The sequence below is a fragment of the Micromonospora sp. M51 genome (assembly GCF_018070305.1).
Taxonomy (GTDB): Bacteria; Actinomycetota; Actinomycetes; order Mycobacteriales; family Micromonosporaceae; genus Micromonospora; species Micromonospora parva.
Genome location: NZ_JAGPXZ010000053.1, coordinates 1 through 15174, shown reverse-complemented (window position 1 = coordinate 15174; position 15174 = coordinate 1). Strand labels below are relative to the sequence as shown.

Sequence of the window (15174 nt, the reverse complement as noted above, 5' to 3'; positions counted from 1 at the left end):
TTAGCGCCAGCCGCCGACGATCGCGACCAGCTCGCCCGGCGCGATGCTCAGCGAGATGTCGGCCAGGATCTGGCGGCCGCCTCGCACGCTCTGGCCCAGCCCCTGAGCGGCGATGCCGACACCGGCTCGCGGGGGAGACGTGGTCTGCTCGGTGGTCATGGCGAGTGCTCGATCCGGTCGGGGAGTGGTCCGCCTGAAAATCGTGACTCGTCGATGCTACTGAGTGACCGCGCAGTGTTGCCCGGAGTGGACGGTCAGTGACCGTTGTCCGGTCAGCCGATGGTGGTCCGTGGCGGCGGCCGGTGCACCACCGGCCGCCGCCGTGCGGGCGGGTGGGGTCAGAGCGGCGGGGCCTCGGCGAAGAACTGCCGCAGCGCGTCGGCGACCAGGGTGGGCGCCGTCATCGTCACGAAGTGCGACTGACCTGGCCAGACGAGGTAACGGGCCGCCGGGATCGTCGCCGCGAGGGTGGCCATCGTGGTGGGCATCGGCTCCCAGGTGTCCGCGCCGGCCATGAGGAGAGTCGGTACGGCGATCGAGGACCACCGGCTGATGTCCGTGCTGTCCTGCGCGAGAGCCTCCAGGTCGTGCAGCCAGCCGACCGCCGAGCGGCGCGCCTCGACCGGGTCGGGCACCCGGTCGCCCATGCTGGCGGCGATCGCGGCGACGACCTCGGCCGGAACCCGGGTGACGTCGTTCAGGGCCGCGGCCATCGCGGCGGCGTCGTCGCGATCGAAGGCGGCACGGTACCGGTCGAGCGGCGGCGCGATCTCCGCCCCGGCCGCGAAGAGCGGCGGCTCGAAGACGGCCAGCGAGCGGACGGGGCGCGGATCGGCCAGGACGGTGTGCAGCGCCGCTGTCGCTCCATAGGACGCACCGACGAGATGGACCGGTCGGCCTGAGGATCGGCGGGCCGACTCGATGACGGCGATCAGGTCGGCGGTCTCGTGCCGGAAGGACTTGGTGCCGGCCGGGACGTCACTGGGACCGTAGCCGCGCCGGGCCGGCAGCCACACCTCGTGGTCGTGGGCGAGGTGCTCCGCGACGGCGGCCCAGGAGTGCAGCCCGCCACCCGAGCCGTGCACCAGGACGACGGGGTCCCCGACGCCCAGGCGTCGTACCACCAGGCGGGTCCCGTCGGTCGACTCGATCGACTGGTCGTGGCTGTTCACTGCTGCTCCCGGGTCTCGGTCGGCCAGTTGCTCAACGTGGTGTGCACCGCGTCGAGGATCGACTGCCACGACGCGTCGACGCTGCGGGGATGCCCGAAACCGTCGACCGTTTCGAGGCTGGTGAAGCCGTGGAAGGTGCTGCGGACGAACCGCATCGCGTCGGTGAGTGCCGGTTCGTCGAGCCCGTACCCGCGCAGCATCGCGTAGCTCAGCTCGATCAGGCGCAGGTGCCCCGCCGACCGGGTGCCGACCTCGGGCGGCAGCTGAAGCTGGGTCGCCGCGTACTGCCCGGGGTGCGTCACGGCGAAGGCGCGCCAGGCGTCGGCGAACCCGATGAGGGCCTGGTGGCCGGCCCGCCCCGCCACCGCGAGCGCGAGCGCGTCGGCGAACGCGGCCGCCGCCCGCACCGCGACGTGTTCGATCAGCGCGTCGCGGCTGCGGACGTGGACGTACAGGGCGGCGTCGGAGACCCCGAAGTGTCGGGCGACGGCCGCGACGGTCAACCGGGACAGGCCGACCGCGTCCGCCAGCTCGGCTGCGGCGGCCGAGACGCGCGCGCTGGTCAGACCCTGCCGTGGCATACCGAACCTTTGTCTCGTTAAGCGGAAACTTAGGGGCCCTAAGATAGCACCGGCGGCGCGCCCCGTGGGGCCGGCCCGGCATGAACGGCGCAGCCGGGGGAAGACCGCCGGGCCCAGCGCCGAACAGGAGATCCGTGATGAGAGCCGTCGTGTACGCCGACGTCCGGACGGTCGAGGTGCGCGAGGTGCCCGACGCGACACTGGAGGCGCAGACCGACGCGCTGGTGCGGATCACCTCCACCGCCCTGTGCGGCACCGACCTGCACATGTACGACGGACGAACCAGCGCCGAGCCGGGTCTGGTGCTCGGGCACGAACCGTTGGGTGTCGTGCAGGAGGTGGGCGCGGCGGTGCAGACCGTGCGGCCGGGCACCCGGGTGGTGATCCCCACGCACCTGTTCTGCGGAACGTGTGTGATGTGCGCCCGAGGGCTGTCGGCGGCCTGCCTGCGGGCCCGGGCCGAGGGGCCGGGCGCGGCGTACGGGTACGCGGGGATGGGTCCGTACCGGGGTGCGCAGGCCGACCTGCTGCGCGTGCCGTGGGCCGACGCCAACTGTGTGCCGCTGCCCGGCGAGCCGGGAGACGCGTACGAGGACGACTTCGTGCTGCTCGCCGACGCGTTCGTCACCGGCTGGCACGCCGCCGCCGCCCTCGCCGAGGTCGAGCCCGGCGACACCGTGGCGGTCTTCGGCGCCGGCACCATCGGTCTGCTCGGCGCCTACTCGGCACTGCTGCGCGGCGCCCGGGTGGTGTACTCCGTCGACGGCGTCGACGCCCGCCTCGACAAGGCCGGCGAGGTCGGCGCGGTGCCTGTCGACTTCCGCCGGGGCGACCCGGTCGAGCAGATCCGCGCCGATCGGGCCCGGGCCGGGTTGCCGCTCGGCGAGGAGAAGTTGGGTGGGGTCGACAAGGTCATCGACGCGGTCGGGTTCCAGGCACGTGACCGGGAGCACCCGGACCGGGAGCGTCCGAACCAGGTCATCACCGACGCCGCCCGGCTGGTCAACGCCGCCGGCGCGATCGCGGTAGCCGGTGTCTACCCGGACCGGGACCCGCACCCCGCCCCCGGTGCTGACGGCCAGGAGGACCTGGTCGCGCCATGGGGAGCGCTGTTCGCCAAGGGGGTCGCGGTCCGGTTCGGTCGCACCCACGACCGCCGGTACACCACACTGCTGCGCGACCTGGTCGTCGCCGGTCGAGCGCGGCCCAGCATGATCGTCACCCATTACGGCACCCTCGCCGACGCCCCGGAGTTGTACCGGCGCTTCGACCGCCGGGAGGACGGGGTGATCAAGGCCGTGCTGCGCCCGTCCTGACCGGCAGGCATCGCGCGGGCGCGGCGCTGGCGAACCGCCCCGATTCGCCCGTAAGGGACGTTGGGGAGCAGTCCACTTCCTGGTCCGGGGCCTGACGAGACGATCATCGTCGATTCGACCCGTGCGCAGAGGCGTGGGTCACACCGGCGGCCGACGGCTGTGGTGCCGTCCTGGGGGCGTCGACCGCCCTGCGGCTCGATCAAGATCATTCAATGCTGGCGATCGCCTCGCCCGCTGCCCTCTTCGGGCGCCTGGCGGGATCGTGCCTGGTGGCCGGCCTGGGGAGGGTGGCAGGAGTCGATAGCGGCGTCGCGCTCCATTTGACAACGTTGCCACCGACAGGCGAAGGTGCCCGGAGGGGCTGCTGAGGTGGCTGTGACGGGCGAATACTCTGCCACGTCTATATTGCCGGATTGTTACTTTTTCAACAGTCTCTCGCCTTGCGGATAGCCCTCCGGCCGCAATACGTTGCCGTCAACAACAAAACCAAGTGAAGGTTCAACCTTCCGGAGGCAACCGATGACGTTGGCGAGGTGGTACGAGCTATGAGCGACGTGCCGATCCTCCTTGAGATGCGCTCCATCACCAAGGAGTTCCCCGGAGTCAAGGCCCTCTCCGACGTCAACCTGGTGGTTCGCGCCGGCGAGATCCATGCCATCTGCGGCGAGAACGGTGCGGGCAAGTCCACCCTGATGAAGGTGCTCAGCGGGGTCTACCCACACGGCAGCTACGACGGCAAGATCATCTACCAGGGGTCGGAGAGCAAGTTCTCCGACATCCGGGCCAGCGAGAACGCTGGCATCGTGATCATCCACCAGGAGCTCGCGCTCATTCCCGGGATGTCGATCGCCGAGAACATCTTCCTCGGCAACGAACCGCGCAAGCGGGGCGCGATCGACTGGAAGGCCGCGAACCGGATGGCGCTGGACCTGATGGCCCGGGTCGGCCTGGAAGAAGACCCGGACACCCTGATCAAGGACATCGGGGTCGGCAAGCAGCAGCTCGTCGAGATCGCCAAGGCGTTCGCCAAGGACGTGAAGCTGCTCATCCTGGACGAGCCCACGGCGGCCCTGAACGAGGCCGACTCCCGTCACCTGCTGGACCTGCTGCGCGGTTTCCGGTCCCGCGGCATCACCTCGATCATGATTTCGCACAAGCTGAACGAGATCGAGGCGATCGCGGACCAGATCACCATCCTGCGCGACGGCCGGACCGTGGAGACCCTCGACGTCAAGGCGGACGGGGTCGACGAGGACCGGATCGTGCGGGGCATGGTCGGCCGCGAGCTGAGCAGCCGTTTCCCGGACCACACCCCGAAGATCGGTGACGTCTTCTTCGAGGTCCGCAACTGGAACGTCCGGCACCCGATCTCCGCCGACCGGCAGGTCTGCAAGAACGAGAGCTTCGTGGTGCGCCGCGGCGAGATCGTCGGCTTCGCCGGTCTGATGGGCGCGGGCCGCACGGAACTCGCGATGAGTGTCTTCGGCCGCTCCTACGGCGTGTACGAATCGGGCACCATCATCAAGGACGGCAAGGAGATCGTCCTCAAGTCGGTCGCGGACGCGATCGACAACGGGCTCGCGTACGTCAGCGAGGACCGCAAGGCGATCGGCCTCAACCTGCTCGACGACATCAAGTCGTCGACGGTGGCGGCCAAGCTGTCCAAGATCTCGCACCACGGCGTGCTGAGCGAGGTCGAGGAATACCAGGCGGCCGAGGCGTACCGCAAGGAGTTGCGGACCAAGGCCCCGACGGTCGACGAGAGCGTCTCCAAGCTCTCCGGCGGCAACCAGCAGAAAGTCGTCCTGGCGAAGTGGATGTTCACCGACCCGGACCTGCTGATCCTCGACGAGCCGACGCGCGGCATCGACGTGGGCGCCAAGTACGAGATCTACGGCATCATCCAGCGGCTCGCCGACCAGGGGAAGGGCGTCGTCGTCATCTCCTCGGAGCTGCCTGAGCTGATCGGGCTCTGCGACCGCATCTACACCGTGTTCGAGGGCGCCATCACGGGCGAGATCGCTCGGGCGGACGCGACCCCGGAGACCCTCATGAAGCAGATGACCTCGACGAAGAAGTTGGCCACCCGATGAGCCGTATCAAGGACCTTCAGAAGAACCTGTTTGGAGGCACGACCTCCAACGCTCGCCAGTTCGGGATGATCTTCACCCTGGTGGCGATCGTCGTCCTGTTCCAGATCCTGACCGATGGCCTCACCCTGCGGTCGGACAACCTGATCGCGCTGTTCCAGCAGAACTCGTACATTCTGATTCTGGCCATCGGCATGCTCATGGTGATCGTGGCCGGGCACATCGACCTCTCGGTCGGCTCCGTCGCCGCCTTCGCGGGCATCCTGGTCGCCAAGTCGATGGCCGACTGGTCGCTGCCCTGGCCGGTCGCCATCCTGTTCGGCCTCGCCATCGGCGCGATCATCGGCGCCTGGCAGGGCTTCTGGGTGGCGTACATCGGGGTGCCGGCGTTCATCGTCACCCTGGCCGGCATGCTGCTGTTCCGTGGTGGCAACCAGTACATCGGTAACGCCAACACCATTCCGGTGCCGGAGGGCTTCCGGGAGATCGGCTCCGGCTTCCTGCCCGAGTTCGGTCCGAACACCGGCTACAACAACGCCACGCTGCTGCTCGGGTTGGCCGCAGCGGTAGCAGTGGTGTGGCGCGAGATCCAGGCCCGCAAGACCCGGCGGGCGATGGACGCCGACCCGGCGCCCATGTGGATCTCCATCCTGCGGATGGCCATCATGGTCGGCGTGATCGCCTTCGCGGCACTGCGCTTCGCCAGTGGTCGCGTCGGCACCAGCTTCCCGATCTCGGGCATCATCCTGCTGGTCCTGGTGATCGCGTACTCCTTCTACACCCGCAACACGGCCGGTGGCCGGCACATCTACGCGGTGGGCGGCAACTCCCGGGCGGCCGAGCTGTCCGGCGTGAAGCTCAAGCGGGTCAACTTCTTCGTCATGATGAACATGTCCGTCCTGGCCGCGCTGGCCGGCATGATCTTCGTGGCCCGTTCGGCGGCCTCCGGACCGCAGGACGGCAACGGCTGGGAGCTGGACGCCATCGCCGCGGTCTTCATCGGTGGTGCTGCCGTCTCCGGCGGCATCGGCACCATCAGCGGCTCGATCGTCGGCGGTCTCGTGATGGCCGTGCTGAACAACGGCCTGCAGCTGATGGGCGTCGGCACCGACCGGGTGCAGATCATCAAGGGCCTGGTCCTGCTGCTGGCCGTCGCGATCGACGTCTACAACAAGAGCCAGGGGCGCTTCTCCATCATCGGGAGCCTGATGCGGCCCTTCCGCCGCGACGACTCCGCCCCACCCGCCTCACCGCCGGACGCGGAGCGCGAGCCCGCCAAGGCAGCGGTGTCCGGCTGACGGCCACCGACCTCACCACCCTGTTACACCTCAAGAAAGGCAAGTCCTCACCATGCGTAAATTCTTCGGCACGTCGGTGGTCGCGGTCAGCGCCGCCGCCATGCTGGCCCTCGCTGGCTGCGGCTCCGGCCGTGACGGCGACAGCGACTCCGGCGGCGAGGCCGCCAAGGGCTTCGCGGCCAACTCCCTGATCGGCGTGGCCCTCCCGGCCAAGACCTCGGAGAACTGGGTCCTCGCCGGCGACCTGTTCACCAACGGTCTCAAGGAGGCCGGTTTCCAGGCTGACGTGCAGTACGCGGGCGCGTCGACCACTGTCGCCGACCAGCAGGCCCAGATCACCGCCATGACCACCAAGGGCGCCAAGGTCATCGTCATCGGCGCCACCGACGCCGCGCAGCTGTCGACCCAGGTCGCCGCGGCGCACGCCGCCGGTGTCAAGGTGATCGCGTACGACCGGCTCATCACCAACACGCCGGACCTCGACTACTACGTCGCGTTCGACAACTTCAAGGTCGGCCAGCTCCAGGGCCAGGCCCTGCTGGACGGCATGAAGGCCAAGAAGCCGAACGGCCCGTACAACATCGAGCTGTTCTCCGGCTCGCCGGACGACAACAACGCCGGTGTCTTCTTCAACGGCGCGATGGACGTGCTCAAGCCGGAGATCGACAAGGGCAACGTCGTTGTCGCCTCGGGTCAGAAGGACGTCAAGCAGACCGCCATCCAGGGCTGGAAGGCCGAGGGTGCGCAGGCCCGCATGGACCAGCTGCTGACCTCGACCTACGGCAACAAGGAGCTGGACGGCGTCCTCTCCCCGAACGACACCCTGGCCCGCGCCATCCTGACCTCGGTCAAGGGTGCCGGCAAGCCGATCCCGGTGGTCACCGGTCAGGACTCCGAGGTCGAGTCGGTCAAGTCGATCGTCGCTGGCGAGCAGTACATGACGATCAACAAGGACACCCGCAACCTGGTGAAGGAGACCATCAACATGGTCAAGGCTCTCCAGGCCGGTGACAAGCCGCAGGTGAACGACACCGAGTCGTACAACAACGGCAGCAAGGTCGTCGACACGTTCCTGCTCCCGCCGGTCGCCGTCACCAAGGCGAACGCGGCTGAGGCGTACGCCAACGACCCGAAGCTCGCGCCGCTCACCAAGTAATCACCGCACGGTAGGTAGCAACGCCGATGGGTCCCGGGTCTCCTCTTCCGGGACCCATCGTCGTCAGTGCACCCCCGCACCAACCGGCATCGACCCGGAAGGAGGTCTGACCGTGGCGGCACCAGTACGGTCCAGGCCAGCCGGCGTCGGCCGCAACGCTGAATCCCCGCTGCCGTCGCTCCCCGGCGCCAGCCAGGAGGAGATCCGGCGGCAGAACCTCGGCGCTGTTCTGCGCTACGTCCACCTGCACGGACCGACGTCCCGCGCCGAGCTGACCAGCCGGCTCGGGCTCAACCGAAGCACCATCGGCGCCCTCGCGGCCGACCTGGTCACCAGCGGCCTGGTCACCGAGGAGGCGCCGGCCACCACCCGCCGCGCCGGCCGCCCCTCACTGGTGGTCAGTCCCCGCTCCGACCGGGTCTACGCCCACGCGTTGAGTATCGACGCCGACCGGCTGCGTGCCGCCCGGGTCGGACTCGGCGGGCAGAGCCTCGATCGGCGGGAGCTCCCGCGACCCAGCGGCATGTCGGCGATCGACGCCGTCGGACCCCTCGCCGACCTGGTCCGGGACATGGAACGCGCCGTGGTGGGCGACGCGCTGCTGGTCGGCGGCGCCGCCGGGGTCACCGACACCACCCGCGACCCGGACGGCAGGATCCGGATCGCCAGCATGGACGAGACGCTCGGCGCCGCGCTGGGGGCGGAGTTCAGCGCCGGCCCCGGTTTCGTGGCCGGCGACCTTGCCGACATCGCCGGCCTGGCCGAGCACGTGCGCGGCGTCGCGGTCGGTGTCGACGACGTCATATACCTGCACGGCGACCTCGGCATCAGCGCCGGCATCATCATCGGTGGCCGACTGGTGGTCGGCCACCGGGGTCACAGTGGCAAGGTCGGCCACATGGTCGTCAATCCCAACGGCCTGCCCTGCGGCTGCGGTTCACGCGGCTGCTGGGAAACCGAGATCTCCGAAGCCGCGCTGTTGCGCCACGCGGGCCGTGACCCGAGCGACCGCGCGGCGGTGGCCGAGGTGCTGCGCGCGGCGGCGGACGGCGACCCGACCGCCCGCGCGGCGGTCGAGCAGGTGGCGGACTGGCTCGGCTTCGGCGTGGCGAATCTGGTCAACGTGGTCAACCCGGACCTCGTGGTGTTCGGCGGCGCGCTGCGCGACATCTTCACCGCCGGGGCGGACGTGGTCCGGGACCGCCTGGACACCATGCCACTGCCGGCCTCCCGTGAGCACCTGCGGTTGCGTGCGGCGGCACTCGGGCGCGACGCGGTCCTGATCGGTGCCGCCGAGTTGGCGTTCGACAAGCTCCTGGCCGACCCGCTGAACGTCGGCGTCGCGGGCCAGGTAGGGACCAACGAGCCCGGCTAGCCGTGAAGTGCCCGCCGGCTCCGGCGGGCTCCCCCTTCTCACCTCCCTCGCTGTGCTGCGGGCTTCGACGCGCTCAGCATTCCCGTACGCTCTACCGTATGTTGTACGGTAGGCGTGTTGACAACGTGGTGAGGGAGCGCTGTGACGACAAGAGGCGACGCGATAGCGGCCGAGGGGCTGCGCAAGCGATACCGGGAGCGGTACGCGCTGGACGGCTTCGACCTGCGGGTGCCGCAGGGAACGGTGTGCGGCCTGCTCGGCCCGAACGGCGCCGGCAAGACCACCTCGGTACGGATCCTGTCCACACTGCTACGGCTGGACGAGGGTCGTGCCGAGGTCGCCGGGTTCGACGTGACGAACCAGCCCGACCAGGTGCGCTACCGCATCGGTCTGGTGGGGCAGCATCCCGCGCTCGACGAGGCGCTCAGCGGTCGGCAGAACCTGGTGCTCTTCGGCCGGCTGTTCCACCTCGGTCGCCGGCGGGCCCGGCAGCGGGCGGCCGAGCTGCTGGAACGCTTCGGTCTCGCCGACGCCGCCGAGCAGCCGGTCAGCACGTACTCGGGAGGGATGCGCCGCCGGCTCGACCTGGCGGCCGGCATGATCCTGGCCCCCGCGGTCCTCTTCCTCGACGAGCCCACCACCGGGCTGGACCCGCGCGGGCGCAACGAGGTGTGGGAGTCGGTCCGGGAGTTGGTGCGCACCGGCACCACAGTGCTGCTCACCACCCAGCACCTGGACGAGGCCGACCAACTCGCCGACCGGATCTCGGTGGTCGAGGCCGGCCGGGTGATCGCCGAGGGTACGCCGGACGACCTGAAGACCCGGCTCGGCGGCGACCGGATCGAGGTGGTCGTCGCGGCGCCGACCGACCTCGCCGTCGCCGTCGCCGAGGTCCGCCGGGCGGTCGAGGACGAACCGACTGTCGACGTGGACCGGCGGATGGTGAGCGTCCGGGTCGGTCACCGGGCCGGTGCGCTCGTCGACGTGTTGCGGGCGCTCGACGCCGTGAACGTCCCGGTGGCGGACGTCGCGCTGCGCCGACCGACCCTGGACGACGTGTTCCTGCACCTCACCGGAGACCGGGCACCGACCGCCGAGGTGATGGCATGAGCGCGGTGAGCATGCCGGCCCCGGCGGTGGATCTGACGCCCGGCCGTCCCGCCCTCCTGGCCGACAGCGGCACCCTGATCTGGCGCAACCTGGCCCGGTGGCGACGCGACCCCGGCCCGCTGATCGCCTCGCTCGGCTTCAACATCCTGATCGTGCTGATGTTCGCCTACCTGTTCGGTGGCGCGTTGCAGGTGCCCGGCGGCGGCAGCTACCGGGAGTTCCTGATGCCCGGCATGTTCGTGATGACCATGGTCTTCGGCATCAGCCTCACCACGGTGGCCGTCGCCGAGGACCTGGAGCGCGGCGTGACCGACCGGCTCCGATCGATGCCCGTTTCCCCGCTGGCGCCGCTGGCGGCCCGGGCGGTGGCCGACATGCTGTTCGCGCTGGTCACCCTCGGAGTCCTGCTGCTGACCGGTCTGGCAATCGGGTGGCGGGCGCACGGCGGGGCCGCGGCCACGCTGGCGGCGGTGGGGTTGATCCTGCTGCTGCGCTTCGCCCTGATCTGGGTCGGCATCTTCCTCGGGCTGGTCACCCGTGGACAGACGGCCGTGGTGGCCGTGCAGACCCTGGAGTTTCCGCTCGGCTTCCTCTCCAACGCGTTCGTGGCACCGTCCACCATGCCCGCCTGGCTCGGTGCGGTGGCCGCGTGGAACCCGCTGTCGGCGACCGGCTCGTCGGAAAGCTGGACGCCACGGCCGATCGTCGGCGCGGCATCCTCACCGTGCACGCCATCCACGAGGACGTGCCCTTCACCCCCGACGTGACCACCGCCGTGCACGACGAGGTGCGCGACCTCGCGTCCTGGCTGTCGCTGACCGTGGACCTTCCCCGCTGACGGGTGATCGCCGAGGCCCCCGCCGCCCCGACGAGCACCCGTCAACCGGCTAGGCGATCCGGCGGACCCGGCGGACGGCGAGATAGAGCAGGAGCAGGGCCAGGGCGACGAAGATGCCGGTCTCGATTCCCTGGAACAGCCAGAACCGGTCCGCCGGCTGGTACAGCTGCCAGTTGTACGCGCCCGGTTCGAGGCCCAACTCGGCCCCGCAGACCCGGCCGTCCGGGGCCTTCCCGCCCGGCGGGCACTGGATCCGGGTGTCCTCCGCGATCATCGTCCCGTCCGGGTTGCGCACACCCTGGGTGAGGATCCAGTCCCCCCGGCTGACCTCCGGTGGCCCTTCCCCCTCGATCGGGAAGGTCTGGGTGCGGGCCGGCTGGTAGTGCGGTCGGGCCAGGATCTCCACCGCCGCCCGTACGCCGATGAACCCGGCGAGGGTGATGCCCATGGCGGGCAGCATCCGCTTCCACATCGTGCCGGCGAAGATGCCGAGCGCGACGGCGAAGAGGGTGTAGCCGATCGGCGCAATGCCTTGCAGGTCGAAGACGATCATGCCGAGCCGGCCCTCGTACGCGGCCTGGGTCAGCGGGTCGACCCACCACGACATGCCCAGCCCGTAGACCGCCGCGAGAACCAGGACGGCCGCGCCCACCAGCCCGAACTTCACGAGGGCCCAGCGGGTCCGGCCGACGCCCTGGGTCCAGACGAACCGGTGCGTGCCGTGCTCCACCTCGCGGGCGACCAGTGGTGCACCCCAGAACAGACCGACCAGCACCGGCAGGGAGACCAGCAGTACGGCCACCAGGTTCAGGCTGCTGTACTGGTTGCCGAAGCGGCGGAAACCCGCGTCGCAGGCCTCCCTGGTCGCCGCCGTCACATTGGTGTCCGCGAGCTGACGTGCGCAGTCCGCCAGCCCAAGATCGGAGAAGGTGTGTCGCATCGACAGACCGATCGGCACCAGCATGGCGGCCAGCGCCGCGAGCGCCAGCACTGTGAAGAACGCCTGCTTGCGGTGTTGCCGCCAGGTCAACCAGATCATGCTGCCACTCCCCACTCGCTGTGACTGGTCTGCGTGGTGCCGTCGGCCAGGTAGGCCAACACGACGTCCTCCAGGCTGACCTCGCGGATCGTCCAGGCCGGATCGGTGACCGGCCCGTCGGTGCGGACCAGCAGGGTGGTCTGCCGGTCGGTGTGGCTGGCCCGGATCACGGCGGTGACGCCCCCGATGACGCCGCCGTCGTGACGGGGGCCGACCAGCTGCCGGTGCTCGGCGACCAGGTCGTCGACCGCGCCGGTGAGCTGCACCTGGGAGGCGTTGAGCACGATCAGGTAGTCGCAGACGCGTTCCAGGTCGGCCAGCAGGTGTGAGGAGAGCAGGACGGTGGTGCCTGATTCCGCGACGCTGCCCATCAGCGACTGGAGGAACTCCCGTCGGGCCAGCGGGTCGAGGCTGGCGACCGGTTCGTCGAGCAGCAGCAGCCGTGGCTGCTTGGCCAGTGCCAGGGCGAGCGCGACCTGGGCCCGTTGACCGCCGGAGAGCTTACCGACCGGCTTGTCCGGCGGTATGCCGAGCTGGGCCAGCCGCTTGCGGGCCAACCCCGCGTCCCACCGTTTGTTCAGCTTGCCGCCGGCGATGACCAACTCGGACGCCGTGAAGTCCCGGTACAGCGGGGTGTCCTGGGCGACGAAGCCGATGTCGGCCAGCCCGTCCGTGTCGCCGTAGGGAGACCGGCCGAACACCCGGACCGTGCCCTCGGTGGGCTTGAGCAGCCCGACGGCCAGGTGCAACAGCGTGCTCTTGCCCGCGCCGTTGGGCCCGACCAGCGCGGCGATCCGCCCGGCCGGCAGATGCAGTGAGCAGTCCCGTAACGCCCAGGTGCTGCCGTACCGCTTGCCGAGCCGGTCTGCTTCCAAGACCATGTCCATCCCTTGTCCTCTCGTTGCGTTCACGCGGGCTCCTTCTGCGGGGCGTCGTCGGCGAGGGTGGCGCGCAGCGTCGTCTCCACCAGGGCGATGACGTCCTCGGCCGTGAGGCCGGCGGCCTGCGCCCGGTGCAGCCAGGCGACCAGGTCGTCGCGCAACTCGGCCTGATTGGGCAGGGACGCCCCGGCCAGGGTGCGTTGGACGAAGGTGCCCACCCCGGGCCGGCCGCCGACCAGACCCTCGATCTCCAACTCCCGGTACGCCTTCAGCACCGTGTTCGGGTTGATCGCCAGGGATTGCGCGACGTCCCGGACCTTCGGCAACTGGTCTCCCGGCGTCAGCAGGCCGACCCGCAGCGCCTGTTTCACCTGCTGCACGAGCTGCATGTAGGTGTTCACCTTCGACCGGCTGTCCAGTACGAACTCGATCACTCGCGATGATCCTTCCTGTTGTCCTACGACAGTAGGACTAATAGACAGCTTCATCGGTGCCCGGTGAGCTGTCAAGCCCGCCCCGGCCCGTTCACCCCCGCGCGCACTGTCGGCTCGCGGGTGCCGGGCCGGTCCAGGTGGCACCGGCAGGCCAGCGGTTGGCCCCGACGGGCCAGCCCGACGGGAAGGGACCGGCAGCGATCCGCGTGGAGGGGGAGGGGTTCGATGGTCACCAACGAACTGACGACGTCGAGGACGACTCCACTACAGGCCGCTCGCGCCCGGGGCCGGGTACGCGGCCGGCTGATCCTGCTCGGCCCGGCGTTCGTCGCCGCCGTCGCCTACGTGGATCCCGGCAACTTCGCCACCAACTCCGCCGCCGGTGCCCGCTACGGCTATCTGCTGGTCTGGGTCGTGGTGGTGGCCAACCTGATGGCGATGCTGGTGCAGACCCTCACCGCGAAGCTGGGTCTGGCCACCGGGCGCAGCCTGCCCGAGCTGTGCCGGGAACGCCTGCCCCGGCCGGTGAACCGGATGATGTGGGTGCAGGCCGAGCTGGTCGCCATGGCCACCGACCTGGCCGAGGTGATCGGTGGGGCGGTGGCCCTGTACCTGCTCTTCGGCATTCCTCTGCTGCCCGGCGGGATCATCATCGGCACCGCCGCGTTCGCCGTGCTCGCGCTGCGCTCACGCGGCTACCGCGCCTTCGAGGTCGCCATCGCCGTCCTGCTCGGGGTGATCGTGCTGGCCTTCGCCGCCAACCTGCTCGCCTCCGGCTCCGATCCCGGCTCGGCGATGGCCGGTCTGGTGCCGCGCCTGCAGGGCACGGACAGCGTGCTGCTGGCCGCCGGCATCCTCGGCGCGACAGTGATGCCGCACGTCATCTACGTGCACTCCGCGCTCACCCGGGACCGCATTCCCGCCGCCGACGACGGCGAGCGTCGGATCCTGTTCCGCGGTCAGCGCACCGACGTCCTGCTCGCCCTGAGCGTGGCCGGCGCGGTCAACCTCGCCATGCTGCTGATCGCCGCGGCCAGCTTCCGGGGCGGTGGCCCGGGCGGTGCGGACAGTCTGGAGGGGGTGCACGCCGGGCTCGGCCAGAGCATCGGGACCGCCGCCGCGTTCGGCTTCGCCGTCGCCCTGCTGGTCTCGGGGCTCGCCTCCACGAGCGTGGGCACCTACGCCGGAGAAGTGATCATGCAGGGCTTCCTGCGGCGCCGGATCCCGCTGCTGCTGCGTCGGCTGGTCACCCTGCTGCCCGCACTGGGGGTGCTCGCCATCGGCCTCGACCCGACCCGGGCGCTCGTGCTGTCCCAGGTCATCCTCAGCTTCGGCATCCCGTTCGCGCTGATCCCGGTGGTCGCCTTCACCCGCCGCCGCGACCTGATGGGCAACCTCGTCAACCACCCGCTCACCACCGCCGCCGCGTCCCTGGTGGCCGTGCTGGTGGTCGCGCTCAACGCGTTCCTCCTCTGGCAGGTGGCCGCCGGCTGAGCCGGCCGGTCAGCGCCGCCGGCTGAGCCGGCGGGCCGCCTGGGTTCGACTCCCCACGAGCATGATGCCCGTGGGTCATCTTTATGACTCACAGGCATCACCCGTTGAAGACCAGGTCGGCTGGGCCCGTGTGGTGGCGGGGCGGGCGTGGCTCAGGTGCGACGTCCCTCGTCGCGGGCCGGGATCTCCTGACGCTGTTCGAGGGCGTCCGCCGGGTTGGCGTCGGCCGGCAGCGACGTCACCTCCTCGAGCGTGCCCGCCGGGAAGGCGCCCTGCTCGGCCAGGTCGGCCTCGGCCGCCTCCGGGTCCACGTCACCCGACACCCGGTCCGGCGGGCCGACGTCGAACGCGTCCTGTCGTTGCTCAAGGGCGTCCGCCTCCGGAGGAGGG

At 70.3% G+C, this 15174-nt stretch carries 15 protein-coding genes; 8 read left to right on the top strand and 7 right to left on the bottom strand.

All coding sequences use genetic code 11. From position 1 onward, the window contains the following. From KBX53_RS05295 to KBX53_RS05285, 3 genes are all read right to left on the bottom strand, one after another. Entirely contained in the window at positions 1-159 is a 159-nt protein-coding gene (locus tag KBX53_RS05295; protein WP_210857996.1) for a hypothetical protein, read from the bottom strand. Positions 160-338: 179 nt separating this feature from the next. Continuing rightward, complete coding sequence (locus KBX53_RS05290; protein ID WP_210857995.1) at positions 339-1172, bottom strand: alpha/beta fold hydrolase; 834 nt, start codon at positions 1170-1172, stop codon at positions 339-341. Then, on the bottom strand, positions 1169-1753 hold the full coding sequence (locus KBX53_RS05285) for a TetR/AcrR family transcriptional regulator (RefSeq protein WP_210857994.1): 585 nt from the start codon (positions 1751-1753) through the stop codon (positions 1169-1171). Before KBX53_RS05285 ends, KBX53_RS05290 begins: the two co-directional genes overlap by 4 nt. A 137-nt stretch (positions 1754-1890) precedes the next feature. On the opposite strand from KBX53_RS05285, the gene KBX53_RS05280 reads away from it, so the two are divergent. From KBX53_RS05280 to KBX53_RS05250, 7 genes are all read left to right on the top strand, one after another. Next, positions 1891-3069: an alcohol dehydrogenase catalytic domain-containing protein gene (locus KBX53_RS05280; RefSeq protein ID WP_210857993.1), complete on the top strand. Its 1179-nt coding sequence runs from the start codon at positions 1891-1893 to the stop codon at positions 3067-3069. A gap of 545 nt (positions 3070-3614) precedes the next feature. Continuing rightward, positions 3615-5162 (top strand): multiple monosaccharide ABC transporter ATP-binding protein, encoded by a 1548-nt coding sequence (gene mmsA, locus KBX53_RS05275; protein WP_030335974.1) that lies wholly within the window; start codon positions 3615-3617, stop codon positions 5160-5162. Continuing rightward, entirely contained in the window at positions 5159-6457 is a 1299-nt protein-coding gene (gene mmsB / locus KBX53_RS05270) for a multiple monosaccharide ABC transporter permease (RefSeq protein ID WP_030335973.1), read from the top strand. The genes mmsA and mmsB overlap by 4 nt, the downstream gene beginning before the upstream one ends. A 52-nt stretch (positions 6458-6509) precedes the next feature. Then, positions 6510-7613 carry a sugar-binding protein gene (locus tag KBX53_RS05265; protein ID WP_210857992.1) on the top strand — a complete coding sequence of 368 codons (1104 nt, stop codon included), beginning with the start codon at positions 6510-6512 and terminating at the stop codon, positions 7611-7613. A gap of 169 nt (positions 7614-7782) precedes the next feature. After that, the gene (locus KBX53_RS05260) at positions 7783-8988 is read left to right on the top strand and encodes an ROK family transcriptional regulator (protein WP_247675139.1); all 1206 of its coding nucleotides are present in this window, start codon (positions 7783-7785) and stop codon (positions 8986-8988) included. 141 nt (positions 8989-9129) lie between these two features. Continuing rightward, positions 9130-10098, top strand: coding sequence for an ATP-binding cassette domain-containing protein (locus KBX53_RS05255; RefSeq protein ID WP_210857990.1), 969 nt, complete (start codon positions 9130-9132; stop codon positions 10096-10098). Beyond that, complete coding sequence (locus tag KBX53_RS05250; protein WP_210857989.1) at positions 10095-10865, top strand: ABC transporter permease; 771 nt, start codon at positions 10095-10097, stop codon at positions 10863-10865. The genes KBX53_RS05255 and KBX53_RS05250 overlap by 4 nt, the downstream gene beginning before the upstream one ends. Before the next feature lie 120 nt (positions 10866-10985). On the opposite strand, the gene KBX53_RS05245 is transcribed toward KBX53_RS05250, so the two are convergent. Genes KBX53_RS05245 through KBX53_RS05235 form a run of 3 tightly spaced genes read right to left on the bottom strand, consistent with a single transcriptional unit; the run spans position 10986 to position 13290 of the window. Continuing rightward, positions 10986-11975 carry an ABC transporter permease gene (locus KBX53_RS05245; protein WP_030335961.1) on the bottom strand — a complete coding sequence of 330 codons (990 nt, stop codon included), beginning with the start codon at positions 11973-11975 and terminating at the stop codon, positions 10986-10988. Next, positions 11972-12862: an ABC transporter ATP-binding protein gene (locus tag KBX53_RS05240; RefSeq protein WP_030335959.1), complete on the bottom strand. Its 891-nt coding sequence runs from the start codon at positions 12860-12862 to the stop codon at positions 11972-11974. The genes KBX53_RS05245 and KBX53_RS05240 overlap by 4 nt, the downstream gene beginning before the upstream one ends. A gap of 20 nt (positions 12863-12882) precedes the next feature. After that, positions 12883-13290 (bottom strand): GntR family transcriptional regulator, encoded by a 408-nt coding sequence (locus KBX53_RS05235; protein WP_030335957.1) that lies wholly within the window; start codon positions 13288-13290, stop codon positions 12883-12885. A 225-nt stretch (positions 13291-13515) separates the two neighbouring features. Between KBX53_RS05235 and KBX53_RS05230 the strand changes: the two genes are divergently transcribed. Next, entirely contained in the window at positions 13516-14784 is a 1269-nt protein-coding gene (locus KBX53_RS05230) for an Nramp family divalent metal transporter (protein WP_247675136.1), read from the top strand. A gap of 152 nt (positions 14785-14936) precedes the next feature. On the opposite strand, the gene KBX53_RS05225 is transcribed toward KBX53_RS05230, so the two are convergent. Then, positions 14937-15174: hypothetical protein (locus KBX53_RS05225; RefSeq protein WP_210857988.1), on the bottom strand; the 238-nt coding region annotated here is incomplete at its 5' end.

Excerpts from the sequence above, each read along its gene's own strand:
- KBX53_RS05295 (WP_210857996.1), bottom strand. The coding sequence starts at position 159 with ATGACCACCGAGCAGACCACGTCTCCCCCGCGAGCCGGTGTCGGCATC.
- KBX53_RS05285 (WP_210857994.1), bottom strand. The coding sequence starts at position 1,753 with ATGCCACGGCAGGGTCTGACCAGCGCGCGCGTCTCGGCCGCCGCAGCC.
- KBX53_RS05280 (WP_210857993.1), top strand. The coding sequence starts at position 1,891 with ATGAGAGCCGTCGTGTACGCCGACGTCCGGACGGTCGAGGTGCGCGAG.
- mmsA (WP_030335974.1), top strand. The coding sequence starts at position 3,615 with ATGAGCGACGTGCCGATCCTCCTTGAGATGCGCTCCATCACCAAGGAG.
- mmsB (WP_030335973.1), top strand. The coding sequence starts at position 5,159 with ATGAGCCGTATCAAGGACCTTCAGAAGAACCTGTTTGGAGGCACGACC.
- KBX53_RS05265 (WP_210857992.1), top strand. The coding sequence starts at position 6,510 with ATGCGTAAATTCTTCGGCACGTCGGTGGTCGCGGTCAGCGCCGCCGCC.
- KBX53_RS05250 (WP_210857989.1), top strand. The coding sequence starts at position 10,095 with ATGAGCGCGGTGAGCATGCCGGCCCCGGCGGTGGATCTGACGCCCGGC.
- KBX53_RS05245 (WP_030335961.1), bottom strand. The coding sequence starts at position 11,975 with ATGATCTGGTTGACCTGGCGGCAACACCGCAAGCAGGCGTTCTTCACA.
- KBX53_RS05240 (WP_030335959.1), bottom strand. The coding sequence starts at position 12,862 with ATGGACATGGTCTTGGAAGCAGACCGGCTCGGCAAGCGGTACGGCAGC.
- KBX53_RS05230 (WP_247675136.1), top strand. The coding sequence starts at position 13,516 with ATGGTCACCAACGAACTGACGACGTCGAGGACGACTCCACTACAGGCC.